The sequence below is a fragment of the Kluyvera sp. 142486 genome (genome assembly GCF_046569695.1).
Lineage (GTDB): Bacteria > Pseudomonadota > Gammaproteobacteria > Enterobacterales > Enterobacteriaceae > Kluyvera.
This window is the reverse complement of record NZ_JBKHUI010000003.1, coordinates 79,102-97,928: the sequence shown is the minus strand read 5'-3', so window position 1 is coordinate 97,928 and position 18,827 is coordinate 79,102. Positions and strand designations below refer to the sequence as shown.

Below are 18,827 nucleotides of genomic sequence, written 5' to 3'. Positions count from 1 at the left end.
TTTGTATTGAGAGTTCGTGGTGTTACACCACCATCCCCAGCAGCAAACAACCCACCAGACCGCAAACCGAGATAATGGTTTCCAGCATCGACCAGGACTTGATGGTCTCGCCGATAGTCAGGTTGAAGTACTCCTTGAACAGCCAGAAGCCTGGATCGTTCACGTGGGAGAAGATAACGGAGCCGGAACCGACCGCAATAACCATCAGCTCAGGGCTGACGCCGGTGGTGGCAATCAGCGGTGCGGCGATACCGCCTGCGGTAATAGCTGCAACGGTCGCGGAACCCAGCGCAATACGCAGTACGGCAGCGATAGACCAGGCCATAAACAGCGGAGAAACGTTGGATTCGTGCATGATAGACGCGATGTACTTATCAACGCCGGAGTCGACCAGTACCTGCTTGAAGGCACCGCCGCCGCCGATGATCAGCAGCATCATGGCAATAATTTTAATGGAGGAGATCAGCGTATCGTTGATGTCATCCATAGAGCGGCCACGGTTCAGACCGAAGGTGAAGATAGCAATCAGCACTGCAATCAGGGTCGCCATTACCGGGTCGCCGAAGAACTCAGCGGCAGGCAGCAGGGCGTGGCCTTTTGGCAGCACCATTTCCGCGATAGCGCGCAGCGCCATCAGGATGACCGGCACCAGAGAGGTCCAGACGCTCACGCCGAAGGATGGCATCTCTGCATCGGTGAAGGTTTTCGGGTTGTGCAGACCTTCCGGGATGGGCTTGTCGATGCTTTTCAGGCAGCGCGCATAAACCGGGCCCGCCAGAATAACGGTCGGGATAGCCAGCAGCGTACCGTACAGCAGGGTTTTACCCATGTCTGCGTGGAAGATAGTGGCGATAGCGGTTGGGCCCGGGTGCGGCGGCAGGAAGCCGTGGGTCACGGAGAGCGCCGCCGCCATTGGCACACCGACGTACAGCAGTGGAATACGGGCGTTTGCCGCGATGGTGAACACCAGCGGCAGCAGCAGCACGAAGCCCACTTCATAGAACAGCGCGAAGCCGACGGTGAAGCCGGTCAGTACGACGGCCCACTGAATGTGCTTGCGACCAAACTTGTCGATAAGCGTGGTGGCAATACGCTGCGCGCCGCCGCAGTCCGCCAGCATCTTACCGAGCATAGCGCCGAAGCCCATAATCAGCGCCAGGCTGCCGAGGGTGCCGCCAACGCCGTTTTTAATGGAGACGATAACTTTGTCCAGGGGCATGCCCTGCATTAATCCGACGGCGAGTGCCACCAGAACCAGAGCGATAAACCCGTTCATTTTGAAACGGATCATCAGCAGTAATAAGAGGATAACCCCGATAGCTACGATGATTAATGGCATAATTTATCCAGCCTTTAATTTGTTATGGGTAACGTCACTGTTGCTGCGACAACGTCCAATTGCCCCTACAGAGGGAATAGGTACTGACTTCTTAACACCACCGTATGTTTATGACTCAGACAAAGGATAGCTGGCTATTTATTTAACGCGGTGGTGTGTGTTGCGATGATACGGGTAACATGTAGAGGTTGAGAATAACCCCAGGCATGGAAATGTGAAATCTGCGACGGTAGTCAAATTATTGGTAGGGTTATTGCCGTGTTTCAAGCGGGAATGTGCGAGGGATGTTGCGCGGTAACATGGTAGCCCGGCCAAGCGAAGCGCCGCCGGGAAAGACTCCAGAGCCACCCCGGGGTCGGCGTAAACGCCTCGCCCGGGCTACCGGTGAGAGTCGCGCTTGTTTGTAGCCCGGCCAAGCGAAGCGCCGCCGGGACAAGCACGAAGCTAACTTAGTAGTAAGAGTGCTCGCCGCGCTGGTGCTCGGTCAGATCGCGCACGCCTTTGAGGTCAGGGAATTCAGCCAGCAGCTGCTTTTCGATCCCATCTTTCAGAGTGACGTCGATCATCGAGCAACCGTTACAGCCGCCGCCAAACTGCAGAATGGCATAGCCGTCGTCGGTGATTTCCATCAGCGACACACGTCCGCCGTGGCCGGCCAGCTGTGGGTTAACCTGCGACTGCAGCATGTATTCAACGCGCTCCATCAGCGGGGCATCATCAGACACTTTACGCATTTTCGCGTTTGGCGCTTTCAGGGTCAGTTGAGAACCCAGCTGATCGGTGACGAAATCGATTTCCGCATCTTCCAGATACGGAGCGCTCAGTTCGTCGACATAGGCGGTGAGCTGTTCAAATTTCAGTGCAGTATCACTTGCTTCCACCGCATCCGGCGGGCAATAAGAAACGCCGCATTCTGCGTTAGGCGTACCAGGGTTAATCACAAATACACGGATTTGTGTCCCTTCTTCCTGATTTTGCAGAAGTTTGGCAAAGTGCGCTTGCGCAGTATCGGAAATACGGATCATAGCTTTGACCTAATAGTTGACTACTTTAGTTGGTTATAATACGCCCATCGCTGGGGGTCTACAAGGTGCGACACAGACACCATACCTGAACGCTCGCCGCGCCATTTCGCAAAAGAAGCCGGGAAATCTCAGCAACGGTGCTGCCCGTGGTGACCACATCATCCACAATAACCATATGGCGACCCTGCACCGGTAATTCAAGCTGGAACGCATTTTTCAGGTTCTGCTTGCGCAGCCTGGCGCTCAACTGGTGCTGGGTGGCGGTAGGGCGTACGCGGACGATCGTTCGTGGGGTAAATTCACAGGGCAGCCATTTCGTCAGCACCCGACACAGCAGCTCGCTCTGATTATATCCGCGCCGCCAGTGACGGCGCTGCCACAATGGGACGCTGATAAGCTGCTGCGGCATCGGCCACGCACTGCTGCGTCGCACGGCTAACAGCAGCAGACGCGCCAGCGCGGGGGCTAGCTCCGGCTGGCCGCTGAACTTGAAGTGGTGGATCAACGTGCTGAGCGGCGGTTGATAGTCGTTCACGGTCACCAGACGCTGCCAGGGCGGCGGCTTTTGCAGGCAGCGCCCGCACGGCGCGTTGGCGAGCCCTGAAGGCAAACCGCACTGCGGGCAGCGACAAATCCCACTTTCCACCGCGCGAGTACAGCGCGAGCAGATGCCCCACGCGGGCAGCGCTAGCGGCATTTTGCATAGCCAGCACGAGCCGTGGGCTGTTAGCATAATCCCTCCTTGAACCAATAAAATGAGAACAATAGCTGATGAACGACATCTGGTGGCAAACCACGGGCGAAGGAGATTGTCATCTTGTGCTGCTGCACGGCTGGGGGCTGAATGCTCAGGTCTGGGATTGCATTACGCCGGAATTAAGCTCGCATTTTACGCTGCATCTGGTCGACCTGCCGGGCTATGGCCGCAGCGGTGGGTTTGGTGCACTTTCGCTGGAAGAGATGGCGGAGTGCGTGCTGGAAAAAGCGCCGGTAAAAGCTATCTGGCTTGGATGGAGTCTGGGGGGCCTGGTGGCAAGCGAAGTGGCATTACGCCACCCGGAACGCGTCGAGGCGTTGGTCACCGTCGCATCGTCTCCTTGCTTTAGCGCGCATGACGCGTGGCCCGGCATTAAGCCTGAGGTGCTAAGCGGGTTCCAGCAGCAGCTCAGCGAAGACTTCCAGCGCACCGTCGAGCGCTTCCTGGCGCTGCAAACGTTGGGCACCGAAAGTGCCCGTCAGGATGCGCGCGCGTTGAAACAGACGGTGCTGTCCTTGCCAATGCCCTCTTCCGAGGTGCTGAACGGTGGGCTGGAGATCCTCAAAACCGCTGACCTGCGCCAGTCACTCACCGCGCTGACGATGCCGTTCCTGCGACTTTACGGTCGACTTGATGGATTAGTTCCGCGCAAGATTGTGCCGCTGCTGGATGCCCAGTGGCCGCAGAGTGAATCGCTGGTGTTTGATAAGGCTGCCCATGCGCCATTTATTTCGCATCCACAGGCGTTTTGCGAGTCGTTGATTGCGCTAAAAAAGCATCTTTAAAATAATTTTTTACCCGACGTGGTAAATGGCAAATTTGTAGCAATACTTAACTTGTTGCAGTGGCTGACTCTTTCAGTAAGCCACCGTTACCTACAAAAATAACTGAATGGAGTGTAGGCCTATGAAACTTGTTACAGGTATTGTTGCATCTCTGGTTATTGGTTCTCTTTCATTTGGCGCATTTGCCGCCAAGGAAATTACTAAAGAAGACGTTGCGAAGATGAAGCTGACTAAAATCGGCAACATTACCACGTCAAAAACGACGTCGCCGATGGACGCGAAGCACGATCTGTCGAAAAAAGCGGATGAGCTGGGCGGCAAGTACTACGTGATTATCGCGGGTCAGAAAAACGAGAAAAACGTTCACGGTAACGCGGACGTCTATAAGTAAGTAGGGTCGAACATGTTATTCCCGGCGTTGTGTTAACGCCGGGAATACGTTTTAGCGTAGCGCCCACCACTGACGTAAGCAGGCTTTTCCTTCCGGGCAGCTTTTGCAGCTACCGGTCAGACACCCATCTGGTTCTTCGTCAATCTTCATGACTTTCCCCATGGCTTCCAGGCGGCTCAGCATGGCATCGATCATCGCCTGCGGCGTCTGCAGTTGGGCGCTGAGCTGTGAGGCTTCCATGCGTCCCTGCAGTGCCAGCATATCGCGTACTTCAATCAATGATGCCATGCTGACTCCTAGTGACAATCGCCAGCTGGGCTAGAGCAGCATGAGGTTGGCGTTTTACGCGCCGCCAGCAGTGAGACGTCCACCCGGCTACGAGCGCGGCGCAGCAGGCCGATAACCACCACGTTGAACAGAATTACCGCCAGGATGCACACCAGGCTGTAGCGCGGATGCTGGCTAAAGCTCACAGCCTGGTAGTACAGCGTCGAGAGCGAGTAGGCGACGTTCAGGCCCCACAGAACGGAGAAGGACATCCAGCCGCGGCTCGACTCACGGGCAATCGCCCCCATCACCGAGATGCAAGGAATGTAGAGCAGGACGAAAATCAGGTAGCTGTAGGCTGCCGCCGCGCTGCCAAACTTGCTGCTCATCACGCCCATCGCCCCGGTTTCCATCTCACCGTCGCCTTTGCTGGCTTCGATTGGGTTAGCCAGCACGCTCAGGCTAAAGGTGTCTTTCAGCCCCTGCCAGGTTTCATCAGCCGCTGCTAGCAGTTCTTCACCGAGGCTGAACTCCTGAGGGTTGAACTCTTCATTCTGAATGTTTTCGGCGGTATAGAGGGTGTTCAGCGTACCGACCACCACTTCTTTCGCCATCGCGCCGGTAAACAGACCCACGGTGGCCTGCCAGTTATCTTCGTGCACGCCAATCGGTTTGAAGATTGGGGTGATGACACGGCTGACGGAGGCCAGCGCCGAATCGTTGATGTTGTCGACGATTTTGCCGCTGAACGAGAAGCTGTTCAGCGCGCTCAGGAAGATACTGACGATAACGATAACTTTACCGGCGCGCAGCACGAAGCCTTTCAGGCGCTGCCAGGTCTGGATAATCAGGCTCTTAATGTGCGGTACGTGGTACACCGGCAGTTCCATCACGAACGGCGACGCTTCACCGCGCATGATGGTGTATTTGAGCATCAGGCCGGTCAGGATGGCGATAACGATACCCAGCACGTACAGAGAGAAGACCACCAGCGCGCCGCCCTGGCCGAAGAAGGCCGCAGCGAAGACGGCGAAGATAGCCAGACGCGCGCCGCAGGACATAAACGGCGCCATCATGATGGTCATCAGACGTTCACGCGGGGCATCCAGGGTACGTGCGCCCATCACCGAAGGCACGTTACAGCCGAAGCCGACGATCAGCGGCACAAAGGATTTACCCGGCAGACCCAGAGACTGCATCAGGCGGTCCATCACGAATGCCGCACGCGCCATGTAACCGGAGTCTTCAAGGAAGGAGAGGAACAGGTACATCATGCCGATTTGTGGCACTAACGGCAGCACGGTGTTGATACCACCGCCGATACCCTGCGCCAGGAAGACCGTCAGCCAGTCCGGGAAGTGTAGTTGGTAGCCAATCCACTGAATACCGTGGATAAAGATAGCAACAGAGCCGCCGTCAAAGATCGGCTGCAGCGCGCCGCCGATGTTGATAGCCAGCAAGAACATCAGGTACATGACGAACAGGAAAATCGGTAAACCCAGCACGCGGTTGAGGACGATTTTATCCAGCGCGGCGGTAAAGCGGCTTGGCTCGGCGGTCAGGGTGTTACTGACGGCGTCGCAAATCGCGGCAATGCTCTGATAGCGGGCGTCAGCGATATGCAGCGCCGGGTCGTCCATCTCTTCGCTCAGATGCGCCAGGGAAACATCCAGCTTGTGCGCGGCGTCGCCGGCGTAGGCGCGGCTATAGATATCGCCTTCGAGCATCTGCATGCCAAGCCAGCGGCGCTGACGTTCAGGGATCTCCTGAGCCATCTCTTTTGCCAGGTTATCGGCTTCACGCAGCAGCGGCTGCGGGTAGTGCACCAGCTCAATTGGCTGGTTGCCCTGATGGCGGTCAATCGCCATTTTCAGCGCTTCAATTCCGCGAGCGCGGGTGGAAACCAACGGCACAACCGGGCAGCCGAGGCGTGCCGAGAGTGCATCCACGTCGATGCGGATTTGCTGTTTCTCGGCAATGTCGAGCATGTTCAGCGCGACCACGCACGGAATGCCCAGTTCGAGCAGCTGCAGCGTCAGGTAGAGGTTACGTTCGAGGTTAGAGGCATCGACCACGTTAATCAGCAGGTCGGCATCACCGCTCAGAATATAGTGGCAGGCAATCTGCTCATCCAGCGAGGTTTGCGAGGAGATGGTGGTCAGCGAGTAGGTACCCGGCAGGTCGACGAGGGTGACCTGATGGTCGGTGGTGGCGAACGCGCCTTCTTTGCGCTCTACCGTTACCCCGGCCCAGTTGCCTACGCGCTGGCGCGCGCCGGTGAGCTGGTTGAATAAGGTTGTTTTGCCGGAATTAGGATTACCAATTAAACCGATGGTTAATTTTTTCATATTTCAGACTCTTAGTACCGGGCTGGGGTTATTGCGCGACGGCTTCTAATTCAATAAGCGCGAGATCTTTCTTACGCAATACCAGGCTAACGCGACGGGTTTCAATATGAATAGGGTCGCCGAGTGGCGCTACGCGAACCACATTAAAGGACGATCCCGGCAGCATGCCCAGGGACAGCAGTTTCTGACGATAAGCTGGGCTAATTTCGCGGGAAAAACCGACAATCTTCCACGCAGTATCAGGTGTAAATTGCATATAACCTACTTGTGTATCGCTAGCTGAACGAGGGGAGCACCGCGCGCTGCCTGGCGGCAACCGGGGCGTCGTCAACGAATAAAGAAATAAAGCCTACTGAAAATGATGATAATGAGAATGGTTTTTATCATCAATACATATTATGCGATCGGCGGGAATTTCGAGCGGAATTTGCACTTTTTTTGATATGACGCAAGCAACTCATTGTAGCCGTAAATGAATTAAATATTATTTTCGTCGCTTAATGTTTAATTAAAGTTTCATTGGTTAATAAAATAAAACATGATGACGCTTATTATTAAAAGCTGATAGGAAGATAATAATGACTGAGGCCTGCCAAATAAGCGGTAGCCCGGGCGGGGCGTTTTAACGCCGACGCCGGGGAGGCTCTGGAGCCTTCCCGGCGTCGCTAAGCTCGGCCGGGCTACTTTTTACGATTAGCGTTTTTTACCCATGGCGGCTGCCAGCGCGTCCATCATGGCGCTGTTGCCTGCCGGTTGCGCTTCGCGACCGCGAGGTTTTGCGGCTTTCGCGGCCGGGCGGCTGTTGCCCTGGCTGCGATCGTTACCGCCGCCGCGACGGGCGTTGGTTTCGCCCGGCTGCTCGTCAAGACGCATGGTCAGCGCGATGCGCTTACGTTGCAGATCCACTTCCAGCACCTTCACTTTGACGATATCGCCCGCTTTCACCACGGTGTGTGGGTCTTCGACGAACTTATCCGCCAGCGACGAGATATGGACCAGACCATCCTGATGCACGCCAATATCCACGAACGCGCCAAAGTTGGTGACGTTGGTGACGGCGCCTTCGAGGATCATCCCCGGCAGCAGGTCGTTCATGGTTTCCACACCGTCGGCAAACTTCGCGGTTTTGAACTCAGGACGCGGGTCGCGGCCCGGTTTTTCCAGCTCTTTGATGATGTCGGTAACGGTTGGCACACCAAAACGATCGTCGGTGAATTCAGAGGCTTTCAGATTTCTGAGCTCATTACTGTTGCCCATTAAATCCTTCAGCGCTTGCTGCGTCGCCGCCAGAATACGTTCGACCACCGGATACGCTTCCGGGTGAACGGTTGAAGCATCCAGCGGGTTATCACCGTGGTTAATACGCAGGAAGCCCGCGCACTGCTCAAACGCTTTTGGCCCCAGACGGCTCACCTTCAGCAGCTGCTGGCGGTTCTGGAATTGACCGTTCTCATCGCGCCAGGCGACGATGTTCTGCGCCATCATGCGCGTCAGGCCCGCCACGCGGGTCAGCAGCGCTACAGAAGCGGTGTTCAGGTCTACGCCGACGGCGTTAACGCAGTCTTCCACCACCGCATCCAGCTTACGCGCCAGTTGAGTCTGACTGACGTCGTGCTGATACTGGCCAACCCCGATAGATTTCGGGTCGATTTTCACCAGCTCTGCCAGCGGATCCTGTAGACGACGGGCGATAGATACCGCGCCGCGCAGAGAAACGTCGAGGTCCGGGAACTCCAGCGCAGCCAGTTCGGAGGCCGAGTAGACGGAAGCGCCCGCTTCGCTGACGATCACCTTCTGCGCGGTGACTTTCGGGAACTGCTGCTGCACGTCGAGGAAGAAGCGCTCGGTTTCACGAGATGCCGTCCCGTTACCGATAGCCACCAGTTCAACGTTGTGCTTTTCACACAGCGCGGCAACGGCAACCGCCGCTTTCGCCGCCTGACCGGTATGTGGATAAATGGTGTCGGTGGCGACCAGCTTGCCGGTGCCGTCAACCACCGCCACTTTTACGCCGGTACGCAGGCCCGGATCGAGACCCATGGTGGCGCGCAGGCCAGCCGGTGCCGCCATCAGCAGGTCGTGCAGGTTACGAGCGAAGACGTTGATGGCTTCATCTTCCGCGCGTTCGCGCACGGTGCCCATCAGCTCGGTTTCGAGGTGCATCAGCACCTTGATGCGCCAGGTCCAGCTCACCACGCCTTTACGCCAGCTGTCCGCCGGGGCGTTATTCAGGCGCAGGCCGAGGTGATCGATAATAATCTGTTCGCAGTAGCTCTCTTTCGGCGGCTCGTCGAACTGTGGGTCGGCGTTGAGAGAGAGCTGCAGCACGCCTTCGTTTCGCCCGCGGAACATGGCCAGCGCGCGGTGGGAAGGGGTGGTTGAAATCGGTTCGTGATGGTCGAAGTAGTCGCGGAATTTCGCGCCTTCCTCTTCTTTACCGCTGACCACTTTGGCGACCAGGTGGGCGTTCTTCCACAGATAGTCACGCACTTTAGCCAGCAGGCCTGCGTCTTCTGCGAAGCGTTCCATCAGGATGTAACGCGCGCCGTCGAGGGCCGCTTTGGTATCCGCGACGCCTTTATCGGCATCGATAAATTTGGCCGCTTCGGTTTCCGGGTCGTGAGACGGCTCGCTCCACAGCAGGTCTGCCAGCGGCTCAAGGCCCGCTTCAATGGCAATCTGCCCGCGGGTGCGGCGCTTCTGTTTATACGGTAAGTAGAGGTCTTCCAGCTCGGTTTTGTTGAGCGTGCCGTTGATGGCTTTTTCCAGCGCTTCGGTCAGCTTACCTTGCTCACCGATGGATTTCAGAATGACCTGACGGCGGTCTTCCAGCTCACGCAGATACCCGAGGCGGGTTTCCAGATTACGCAGCTGCGTATCATCCAGTCCGCCGGTGATTTCCTTACGATAACGTGCAATAAACGGCACGGTGTTCCCTTCATCAAGCAGGCGAACGGCGGCTTCCACCTGTTCGGCTCTGGCCTGAAGTTCACCCGCAATAATGCGGCAGAGCGAATCATTCATCATGGCTTGGTTTCACTGTTAGGTCATAAAATCAGGGGACAGTTATACGGATTGACTGGCAAAAATGCCAGTCATCAGCGGGGGCTTCGGATTGTTCCGGCCTTATTTTACGTATTCGATCTCATTCACGTACCAGCTTGCTTCGCCGGCTGGGGTGTTGACCACTGCCAGATCGCCAACCTCTTTTTTCAGCAGCGCGCGGGCCATCGGTGAGTCGATGGAGATATAGTCCTTGCGACCAAAAATCTCATCGTAGCCAACGATACGGAAACGCTTGGTGTCGCCGTCGTCGTTTTCAATCTCAACCCAGGCGCCGAAAAAGACTTTGCCTTCCTGCTGCGGCGAGTAATCGACAATGCGCAGATTTTCCAGGCACTTGGTTAAATAACGAACGCGTCGGTCAATCTCTCTTAAGCGTTTCTTATTATACTGATAGTCAGCATTCTCACTGCGATCGCCAAGGCTTGCGGCCCAGGTCACCTTCTTTGTGACCTCCGGGCGCTCTTCGCGCCAGAGATAATCCATCTCTTTTTTGAGCTTTTCGTACCCTTCACGGGTGATTAACTGTGTTTTCATGTTCCGTGCTTACCTGGCTGCCGAAGAAAGAATACGCACAATACGTATTACGTGAGTATGCCGACAGAATAAATAATGTGTATTAAGATTCATTGTATACTTAACTCGCTGTTAAATATGCTTTGTAACAATTTAGCCTGGAATTTATACCAGATTTAGCTGGTCGCAAGCGCAGGCTTTTTTGAGAATACATGCTGAATAATTGTTGCGAACCTTTGGGAGTAAAAACAATGCAAGAGAATTATAAGATTCTTGTTGTGGATGACGATATGCGCCTGCGCGCGCTGCTGGAACGTTATCTGACCGAGCAGGGTTTCCAGGTTCGAAGCGTAGCTAACGCCGAACAGATGGACCGATTGCTGACTCGTGAATCATTCCATCTGATGGTTCTGGATTTAATGCTGCCAGGCGAAGACGGTCTGTCGATTTGCCGTCGTCTGCGTAGCCAGAGCAACCCGATGCCGATCATCATGGTGACGGCGAAAGGGGAAGAAGTTGACCGTATCGTGGGCCTGGAAATTGGCGCCGACGATTACATTCCGAAACCGTTCAACCCGCGTGAACTGCTGGCCCGTATTCGTGCGGTGCTGCGTCGTCAGGCGAACGAACTGCCGGGCGCGCCTTCTCAGGAAGAAGCGGTTATCGCCTTCGGTAAGTTCAAGCTGAACCTCGGTACTCGCGAAATGTTCCGCGAAGACGAGCCGATGCCGCTCACCAGCGGTGAGTTTGCGGTGCTGAAAGCGCTGGTTAGCCACCCGCGTGAACCGCTGTCTCGCGACAAGCTGATGAACCTGGCCCGTGGTCGTGAATACTCGGCAATGGAGCGTTCTATCGACGTGCAGATTTCTCGCCTGCGCCGCATGGTGGAAGAAGATCCGGCTCACCCACGCTACATCCAGACCGTTTGGGGTCTGGGCTACGTGTTCGTCCCGGACGGCTCTAAAGCATGAGGCGACTGCGCTTCTCGCCTCGAAGTTCATTTGCCCGCACGTTACTGTTGATTGTCACCCTGCTGTTTGTCAGCCTGGTGACAACCTACCTTGTGGTGTTGAACTTCGCGATTTTGCCAAGCCTGCAGCAGTTTAATAAGGTCTTAGCTTATGAAGTCCGTATGCTGATGACCGATAAACTGCAGCTGGAGGACGGCACGCAGCTCGTCGTGCCGCCGGCATTTCGCCGCGAGATCTATCGTGAACTGGGTATCTCACTCTATTCCGATGAAGCCGCAGAAGAGGCCGGTTTACGCTGGGCTCAGCATTACGAGTTCTTAAGTCAGCAGATGGCCCAGCAGCTGGGCGGGCCGACTGAAGTTCGCGTTGAAGTCAATAAAAGCTCCCCGGTGGTCTGGTTGAAGACCTGGCTGTCGCCCAATATTTGGGTGCGCGTGCCGTTAACCGAGATCCATCAGGGAGACTTCTCTCCGCTCTTCCGCTATACCCTGGCAATTATGCTGCTGGCGATAGGCGGCGCATGGCTATTTATCCGTATCCAGAACCGACCCCTGGTCGACCTGGAGCACGCTGCGCTGCAGGTCGGTAAGGGCATCATTCCTCCGCCGCTGCGTGAATATGGTGCGTCAGAGGTGCGTTCGGTGACTCGAGCCTTTAACCATATGGCCGCGGGCGTGAAGCAGCTTTCCGACGACCGTACGTTACTGATGGCCGGTGTCAGCCATGACCTGCGCACGCCGCTAACGCGTATTCGTCTGGCGACGGAGATGATGGGCGAAGAAGATGGTTATCTTGCCGAATCAATCAATAAAGATATTGAAGAGTGCAACGCCATCATCGAGCAGTTTATTGACTATCTGCGTACCGGTCAGGAGATGCCGCTGGAGTTTATCGATCTCAACACGGTGCTGGGTGAAGTGATCGCAGCGGAAAGCGGCTATGAGCGCGAAATTGATACTGCATTGTTCGACGATGAGATCCCGGTTAGGGTGCATCCTCTGTCTATCAAGCGTGCGCTGGCCAATATGGTGGTGAACGCCGCGCGTTACGGCAACGGCTGGATTAAAGTCAGCAGCGGTCGTGAAGCGCATCGCGCCTGGTTCCAGGTGGAAGATGATGGCCCGGGCATTAAACCCGAGCAGCGTAAGCACCTGTTCCAGCCGTTTGTGCGTGGCGATAGCGCCCGTACCATCAGCGGAACGGGGCTGGGGCTGGCGATTGTGCAGCGTATTATCGATAACCACAACGGGATGCTGGAGTTGGATACCAGCGAACGCGGTGGCTTGCTGATACGCGCCTGGCTGCCGGTACCGGGAAGTCGTCCGCCAACGCCGACGAAAGAGAGCTAAAAAAACCGCTGGGGGAGACCCCGGCGGTTTTTGTTTGTGTGGTGCGGTGTGCTGTCGCGGCGGCGCTTCGCTTGGCCGGGCTACGATGCGGGTCTTGTAGGCCTGATAAGCGTAGCGCCATCAGGCAATTCGATGCCGATTGCCGGATGGCGGCGTAAACGCCTTATCCGGCCTACAAACGCCAGGTAGGTCAATTCAGCGTTAATTACAGCTTCGGCCCTGCGCTCACCAGCGCGGCGCCTGCCGGAGTATCGGTGTATTTCTCAAAGTTCTCAATGAACAGCTTCGCCAGCGCTTGCGCTTTTTCCTGCCACTGTTCCGGCGAACCGTAGGTGCTGCGCGGATCGAGGATGTGGGTGTCTACGCCCGGCAGTTCGGTTGGGATCTGCAGGTCGAACATAGGCAGGGTGAAGGTTTCAGCGTTGTCCAGAGAACCGTTGAGGATGGCATCGATAATCGCGCGCGTATTCTGGATTGAGATACGTTTGCCGGTGCCGTTCCAGCCGGTGTTGACCAGGTAAGCCTGTGCGCCAGCGGCCTGCATGCGTTTTACCAGCACTTCAGCGTACTGCGTTGGGTGCAGCGACAGGAAGGCTGCGCCGAAGCAGGCGGAGAAGGTTGGGGTTGGCTCGGTGACGCCGCGCTCGGTGCCCGCCAGCTTCGCGGTGAAGCCAGAGAGGAAGTGGTACTGCGTCTGATCGGCGGTGAGGCGCGATACCGGCGGCAGAACCCCGAATGCATCGGCGGTCAGGAAGATAACCTTGGTCGCGTGACCCGCTTTCGACACCGGCTTCACGATATTGTCGATGTGGTAAATCGGGTAGGAGACGCGGGTGTTTTCGGTTTTGGAACCATCGTCGAAGTCGATAGTGCCATCGGCCAGCACCACCACGTTTTCCAGCAGCGCATCGCGGCGAATCGCGTGATAGATATCAGGCTCTGCAGCTTCGGAGAGCTTGATAGTCTTCGCGTAGCAGCCGCCTTCAAAGTTAAATACGCCGTCATCGTCCCAGCCGTGTTCGTCATCGCCAATCAGACGACGTTTCGGATCGGTGGAGAGGGTGGTTTTACCGGTGCCGGATAGGCCGAAGAAGACCGCCACGTCACCTTTTTCGCCGACGTTAGCCGAGCAGTGCATGGATGCGATTCCCTGCAACGGCAGCAGGTAGTTCATGATAGAGAACATCCCTTTTTTCATTTCGCCGCCGTACCAGGTCCCGCCGATCAGCTGGATGCGCTCTGTCAGGTTAAACGCGACAAAGTTTTCCGAGTTGAGGCCCTGTTCTTTCCACTGTGGGTTGGTGCATTTTGCGCCGTTCATCACGATAAAGTCTGGCTTGAAGGTCTTCAGCTCTTCATCGGTTGGGCGGATAAACATGTTCTTCACGAAGTGCGCCTGCCAGGCGACTTCAGTAATAAAGCGGACGGACAGGCGAGTGTCTTCATTCGCGCCGCAGTAGGCATCGATGATGAACAGGCGCTTGCCGGACAGTTGCTGGGAGACCAGGCCTTTTAGATGTTGCCAGATTTCAGGCGACAGCGGTTTGTTGTCATTTTTGCCGTTACCCTTATCAGACCACCATACTGTGTCGCGCGTTGTGTCGTCGCGAACGATATATTTGTCCTTTGGAGAACGGCCGGTAAAGATACCGGTATCGACAGAAATTGCACCCAGGTTCGTTAAGACACCGCGCTCATAACCTTCCAGGTTAGGATCGAGTTCTTCTTGATACAATGTATCGTAGTCGGGGTTGTAGACGATATCCTGTGCGTCGTTAATACCATAAGCCTTGAGGTCCTGCGGGGTTATACCGTTGCGCATTTCACTGCTCCTTAGCCAATATGTACTGCTATAAATTCTATGGGTATTTTAGGGGTGTTGACCGCGACCAGGCTCATAGATTTACGTATCCCGACAAACGTCTTACTTACGAAAACATTGTGACTCCTGTCACGAAGCGACAGGGATTATGACAGGAAAAGCCCCGCAATTGGCACGAATGTTCTTAAATGGTTACAAAATGGTTTAATGAACGGCGTAAATGTGAAATTAATCGCATTTATGAAAGAAAATTACGTAATGCTTTCAGAGAAAAAATCGATTCACCACGCTGTACAAAATTTGACTTTTAGGTGCTGATCGGTACGCGAAACGCGTTTTTTCTTCACTTCTGGAACGGGAATATCGATATGGATGCTGTGACTCCTCTTTCTCCCCCCACGCGCTGGGGTATGGTGCTAACCGGCGTCATACAAGGGCTCTTGTGCTATTTACTAACAATGTATCTGATCCCTACAAACAGCGGCTGGATGTTTTACGCCTTGCCGGGAAGCCTGGCATTATCTTCTGTGCTGCTGTTTACTGTGGTCTCCTTCAAACAGCGCGCGCTGTGGTGCTGGCTAGCGGTGGTGCTGGTGGTGGTATTGGGGATGGGAGGCTGGCTTAAGTTCAACCTCAACGAGGAAGAACACTGGCGGCAGTACGATGCGCTATGGACCTACGGCTGGTGCCTGCTGCTGATGGCGCTGCTGGCCCTTCCGTGGATGCAGTTTCGCCTTCAACCTCCGCCCGGCGTGGCGCGTTATGCGCACTTTTATGCCCAGCAGTGGCAGAACGCACTGACGCTGCTGCTGATTGGTGTCGCCAACGGCCTGGTATGGCTGGTTTTGCTACTCTGGGGCGGGCTGTTTGAACTGGCCAATATTACCTTCTTTTCGCACCTGTTCTTCGATACGCAGTGGTTTGTCTTTATCTGCATTGGCCTGGTGACCTCGCTGGCGGTGATCCTTGCCCGCCAGAATGAACGACTGATTGCCGCTATCCACAAACTGCTGGCGCTGATTGCCACCGGACTACTACCGCTGGTATCGCTGCTGGCGCTGCTGTTTCTGGTTACGCTGCCGTTTGCGGGCGTGACGGTCATTTCCGAACGTTTTTCCGCCGCGGGGCTGCTCTCGGCGCTGGCCTTTGTGCAACTGCTGCTGACGGCGATGGTTTGGGAGCCAAACAAGACGCGCCTGGCTTATCCACGGCCACTGCGTGGCCTGATTCTGGCCGCTGTGATGCTCTCGCCGGTATACGTGCTGATTGCCGCCTGGGCGCTGTGGGTGCGCATTGGACAGTATGGCTGGACGTCAGACCGTCTTCACGGCGTGCTGGTGGTGGTGGTTCTGCTGGTCTGGTCGGTGGGCTATTTGCTGAGCCTGCTCCGTCGCCGCGACGATCCCTCCTCTGCACTCGGAAAGGTGCATCTGTCGGTATCATTGCTGGGACTGGTGCTGCTGGCGCTACTGTATACGCCGGTGCTGGACAGCTGGCGCATCAGCGTGAATAGCCACATGGCGCGTTACTACAGCGGGAAAATCAATGCCGACCAGGTCAGCCTGTACATGCTGTCGCACAGCGGCAAGCCGGGGCGCGAGGCGCTGCTTGAGCTTCAGAAAGATAACGAGTTCACCAAAGATGCGAAGCGTCAGCAGCAGCTTAAGCGCCTGCTGAGCGGCGATCTTAGCCCGACGGTAAAACTGACTGCCGCCGTGTTGGCGAAAAACGTGCTGGTGCTGCCGGGCAGTACACCACCGGATGATGCGCTATGGACGGCGGTGATTGAGCGTCGTTATCTGGTGGAATCTTGCGGTGAGCCTGATAGCTGCGTGCTGGCGAGCCAGGATCTGAACAGTGATGGCAAGGCGGAGCAGGTGCTGTATGCCTTTGGCGATCGTACCGTTCTGGTCTTTGGTCAGGGTGATAAGGGCTGGGAATATAAAGCGAGTGCGTCGCTGCCATCCGGCGTGAACAAGGCGAAACTGCTGCAGGCAGCGAATGATGGGACGTTAGGTTCGAAACCGAAGGCGTGGCAAGATATTACGCTGGGGGATGAGACGGTGGTGCTGGAGTATCGGCGCTGATTTTCCCCGGCGGCGCTGCGCTTGGTCGGGCTACGATGAGATGTAGCCCGGTCGAACGAAGTGACGCCGGGAAAGGCTCAGAACTTAATGAACCTGCGGGTCAGATGGTGCCGCGTTATTGCGGATTTCCGCAATATCCATCGCGTTGAACACATAGTGGCTACCGCAGTAATCACAATGCATATCAATTTCGCCTTCTTCTTCGAGGATGCTGTTAATTTCCTCGTCCGGCAGGGTTTTCAGCGCACCGGCGCAGCGTTCACGTGAACAGGTGCACTTGAACTCCACGTCCTGCGGATCGTACAGAGTGACTTCTTCTTCGTGGTACAGACGCCACAGTACATCGTTAGCCGGCAGCGTGAACAGCTCTTCGGCCTTGATGGTGTCGGTCAGTGCCGCCAGGTGTTCGAAATCTTCCGGCTGCGCGTTCTGTGCAGGCATAACCTGCAGCAGCATCCCGCCCGCCGCTGGCTTACCGTCTGATTCGCCGGTACGGATAATCAGACGGGTTGGCAACTGCTCAGAGCGCTGGAAGTAATCTTCCAGGCAGGCCGCCAGCGTATCACCTTCCAGACCCACGACGCCCTGATAGCGCTCGCCTTCGGCAGGCGTAATGGTGATCACCAGATAGCCGTTGCCGATAAGCGTTTTCAGGTCGGCGTCTGCCGGAATATCGCCCTGCACGCGCGCGACGCCGCGCAGCTGCTGGTGGTTGTTACCGTTGATCACCGCCAGCGTCATTGGGCCATCGCCCTGCAGCTGCACGGTGATATCGCCGTCAAATTTCAGCGTTGCGGTCAGCAGGCTGGTGGCGACCAGCAGCTCGGACAGCACATTTTTCACCGGCTGCGGATAGTTATGGCCTGCCAGGATCTGTTCGAGCGTTTCGGATACGGTGACCAGTTCGCCACGCACGGCGTAGTTTTCAAACAGATAGCGATGTAATTGATCGTGTTGAGTCATAATTTTCTCTCTTGGGGTGGCAGTTATTCACTGTCGCCGTATTTAAATCTCATCAGGTCGCGCCGCTCTTTTTTATCCGGCCGTCTGTCCGGATGCGGCATGGTCAGCGCATTTAGCTTGCGCGCCAGGGCGACTTTTTCGCGCTTCTCGATACTTTCCGCCGTCTCTTCATAAAGCGAGACCGCCTCCGTCGCCGGACGCCGCTGCTCGGTGATGCCTTTCACCACCACGGTGCGCTCATCGTTTCCCTGGCGAAGCGTCAGCTGGGCGTTCAGTTCAACCACTTTGCTGGGCTTGCTGCGCTGCCCGTTGTAGTGAACCTTACCGCCTTCAATCATCTCTCGGGCCACGGCGCGCGTTTTATAAAACCGCGCGGCCCAGAGCCACTTATCAAGCCTGACGCCTTCGGTAGACTTCTCTTTCATGGTCGCTCCTTCACTGCAGTGAGGGGATCAGACGACGGTAATCGTTAAGCGCGGGATGACGCAGGTACTGCTTTTCCGCAAGGCCGGAGTCGGGGTTGGTCACACCGAGGCAATAGCGGATCCCAAAGTGGGCGGCGGCATCCAGGATGGGTTCGCTATCGTCAATAAATAACGTGCGCTCGGCATCCAGACCCGTATGTTCCTCAACTGCCCGCCATAACCGCTGATCCTCTTTCGGATAACCAAATGTATGGGTGGAAAGTAATAAATCAAGGTGCTCGCCGAGACCGGTGTGTTCCAGCTTCACCGCCAGGTTGTGCGGATGGGCGTTGGTCAGCAGGATGCGGCGCTTGCCGCTGGCTTTCAGCGCGTTCAGGAACGGAATGGTATCTTCACGCAGCACCGCGCGCGGCCCTTGTTCGCTGGTCATCGAACAGATATCGAGGCCCAAACGATCGCTCCAGTAATCCAGACAGTACCAGTTTAGCGTATGTTGCACCGCATGGTACTCCTGGCGAATGGCTTCCTGCGCCGCTTGCGGCGTAATCCCAAGCTTGGCGCCGTAGGTTTCCGGCACCAGCTTTTGCCAGAAATAGTTATCGAAAGCGAGGTCGAGCAGCGTGCCATCCATGTCCAGAAGAACGGTATCTACCTCGCGCCAGGCGATATCAAAATGCATGGTGGGTCTCCAGACGGAAGAAATGCGCGACAGATTAACA

17 protein-coding genes are annotated in these 18,827 nt (G+C 56.0%); 5 read left to right on the top strand and 12 right to left on the bottom strand.

What is annotated here, in order from left to right; translation table 11 throughout:
- Window positions 1-22: 22 nt before the first annotated feature.
- From gntT to gntX, 3 genes are all read right to left on the bottom strand, one after another.
- The gene (gene gntT / locus ACLGE8_RS04630; RefSeq protein WP_035892130.1) at window positions 23-1,339 is read right to left on the bottom strand and encodes a gluconate transporter; all 1,317 of its coding nucleotides are present in this window, start codon (window positions 1,337-1,339) and stop codon (window positions 23-25) included.
- Window positions 1,340-1,788: 449 nt separating this feature from the next.
- The gene (gene nfuA / locus ACLGE8_RS04625; protein WP_106925116.1) at window positions 1,789-2,364 is read right to left on the bottom strand and encodes a Fe-S biogenesis protein NfuA; all 576 of its coding nucleotides are present in this window, start codon (window positions 2,362-2,364) and stop codon (window positions 1,789-1,791) included.
- Window positions 2,365-2,422: 58 nt separating this feature from the next.
- Entirely contained in the window at window positions 2,423-3,097 is a 675-nt protein-coding gene (gene gntX / locus ACLGE8_RS04620) for a DNA utilization protein GntX (protein ID WP_410996805.1), read from the bottom strand.
- A 38-nt stretch (window positions 3,098-3,135) separates the two neighbouring features.
- Between gntX and bioH the strand changes: the two genes are divergently transcribed.
- On the top strand, window positions 3,136-3,906 hold the full coding sequence (gene bioH / locus ACLGE8_RS04615; RefSeq protein ID WP_410996803.1) for a pimeloyl-ACP methyl ester esterase BioH: 771 nt from the start codon (window positions 3,136-3,138) through the stop codon (window positions 3,904-3,906).
- Between the two features lie 121 nt (window positions 3,907-4,027).
- Complete coding sequence (locus tag ACLGE8_RS04610; protein WP_185669002.1) at window positions 4,028-4,297, top strand: YdgH/BhsA/McbA-like domain containing protein; 270 nt, start codon at window positions 4,028-4,030, stop codon at window positions 4,295-4,297.
- Window positions 4,298-4,348: 51 nt separating this feature from the next.
- Here the strand turns inward: ACLGE8_RS04610 and feoC are convergent, their stop codons facing one another.
- From feoC to greB, 5 genes are all read right to left on the bottom strand, one after another.
- A complete protein-coding gene (gene feoC / locus ACLGE8_RS04605) occupies window positions 4,349-4,585 on the bottom strand; it encodes a [Fe-S]-dependent transcriptional repressor FeoC (protein ID WP_410996800.1) in 237 nt (78 codons plus the stop codon).
- An 8-nt stretch (window positions 4,586-4,593) separates the two neighbouring features.
- Complete coding sequence (feoB, locus tag ACLGE8_RS04600; RefSeq protein ID WP_410996798.1) at window positions 4,594-6,912, bottom strand: Fe(2+) transporter permease subunit FeoB; 2,319 nt, start codon at window positions 6,910-6,912, stop codon at window positions 4,594-4,596.
- Window positions 6,913-6,940: 28 nt separating this feature from the next.
- Complete coding sequence (feoA, locus tag ACLGE8_RS04595) at window positions 6,941-7,168, bottom strand: ferrous iron transporter A (RefSeq protein WP_052282977.1); 228 nt, start codon at window positions 7,166-7,168, stop codon at window positions 6,941-6,943.
- Window positions 7,169-7,605: 437 nt separating this feature from the next.
- Complete coding sequence (locus tag ACLGE8_RS04590) at window positions 7,606-9,939, bottom strand: Tex family protein (protein WP_410996796.1); 2,334 nt, start codon at window positions 9,937-9,939, stop codon at window positions 7,606-7,608.
- A gap of 99 nt (window positions 9,940-10,038) precedes the next feature.
- Complete coding sequence (gene greB / locus ACLGE8_RS04585) at window positions 10,039-10,512, bottom strand: transcription elongation factor GreB (protein WP_035892118.1); 474 nt, start codon at window positions 10,510-10,512, stop codon at window positions 10,039-10,041.
- A 230-nt stretch (window positions 10,513-10,742) separates the two neighbouring features.
- Here greB and ompR point away from each other — a divergent pair, with 230 nt between their 5' ends.
- Window positions 10,743-11,462, top strand: coding sequence for a two-component system response regulator OmpR (gene ompR / locus ACLGE8_RS04580; RefSeq protein WP_001157751.1), 720 nt, complete (start codon window positions 10,743-10,745; stop codon window positions 11,460-11,462).
- Entirely contained in the window at window positions 11,459-12,811 is a 1,353-nt protein-coding gene (envZ, locus tag ACLGE8_RS04575) for a two-component system sensor histidine kinase EnvZ (RefSeq protein WP_410996794.1), read from the top strand. Before ompR ends, envZ begins: the two co-directional genes overlap by 4 nt.
- 205 nt (window positions 12,812-13,016) lie before the next feature.
- On the opposite strand, the gene pckA is transcribed toward envZ, so the two are convergent.
- Window positions 13,017-14,633, bottom strand: a complete 1,617-nt coding sequence (gene pckA, locus ACLGE8_RS04570) for a phosphoenolpyruvate carboxykinase (ATP) (RefSeq protein WP_410996792.1) — start codon at window positions 14,631-14,633, stop codon at window positions 13,017-13,019.
- A gap of 368 nt (window positions 14,634-15,001) precedes the next feature.
- Here pckA and ACLGE8_RS04565 point away from each other — a divergent pair, with 368 nt between their 5' ends.
- Window positions 15,002-16,720: a DUF4153 domain-containing protein gene (locus tag ACLGE8_RS04565; protein WP_410996790.1), complete on the top strand. Its 1,719-nt coding sequence runs from the start codon at window positions 15,002-15,004 to the stop codon at window positions 16,718-16,720.
- Between the two features lie 84 nt (window positions 16,721-16,804).
- On the opposite strand, the gene hslO is transcribed toward ACLGE8_RS04565, so the two are convergent.
- The 3 genes from hslO to yrfG are packed head-to-tail and all read right to left on the bottom strand — an operon-like array spanning window position 16,805 to window position 18,787.
- Window positions 16,805-17,683 (bottom strand): Hsp33 family molecular chaperone HslO, encoded by an 879-nt coding sequence (gene hslO / locus ACLGE8_RS04560; protein ID WP_185668993.1) that lies wholly within the window; start codon window positions 17,681-17,683, stop codon window positions 16,805-16,807.
- A 23-nt stretch (window positions 17,684-17,706) separates the two neighbouring features.
- Window positions 17,707-18,108, bottom strand: a complete 402-nt coding sequence (hslR, locus tag ACLGE8_RS04555; protein ID WP_185668992.1) for a ribosome-associated heat shock protein Hsp15 — start codon at window positions 18,106-18,108, stop codon at window positions 17,707-17,709.
- A 10-nt stretch (window positions 18,109-18,118) separates the two neighbouring features.
- Window positions 18,119-18,787, bottom strand: coding sequence for a GMP/IMP nucleotidase (gene yrfG, locus ACLGE8_RS04550; protein ID WP_220440243.1), 669 nt, complete (start codon window positions 18,785-18,787; stop codon window positions 18,119-18,121).
- Between the last annotated feature and the right edge of the window lie 40 nt (window positions 18,788-18,827).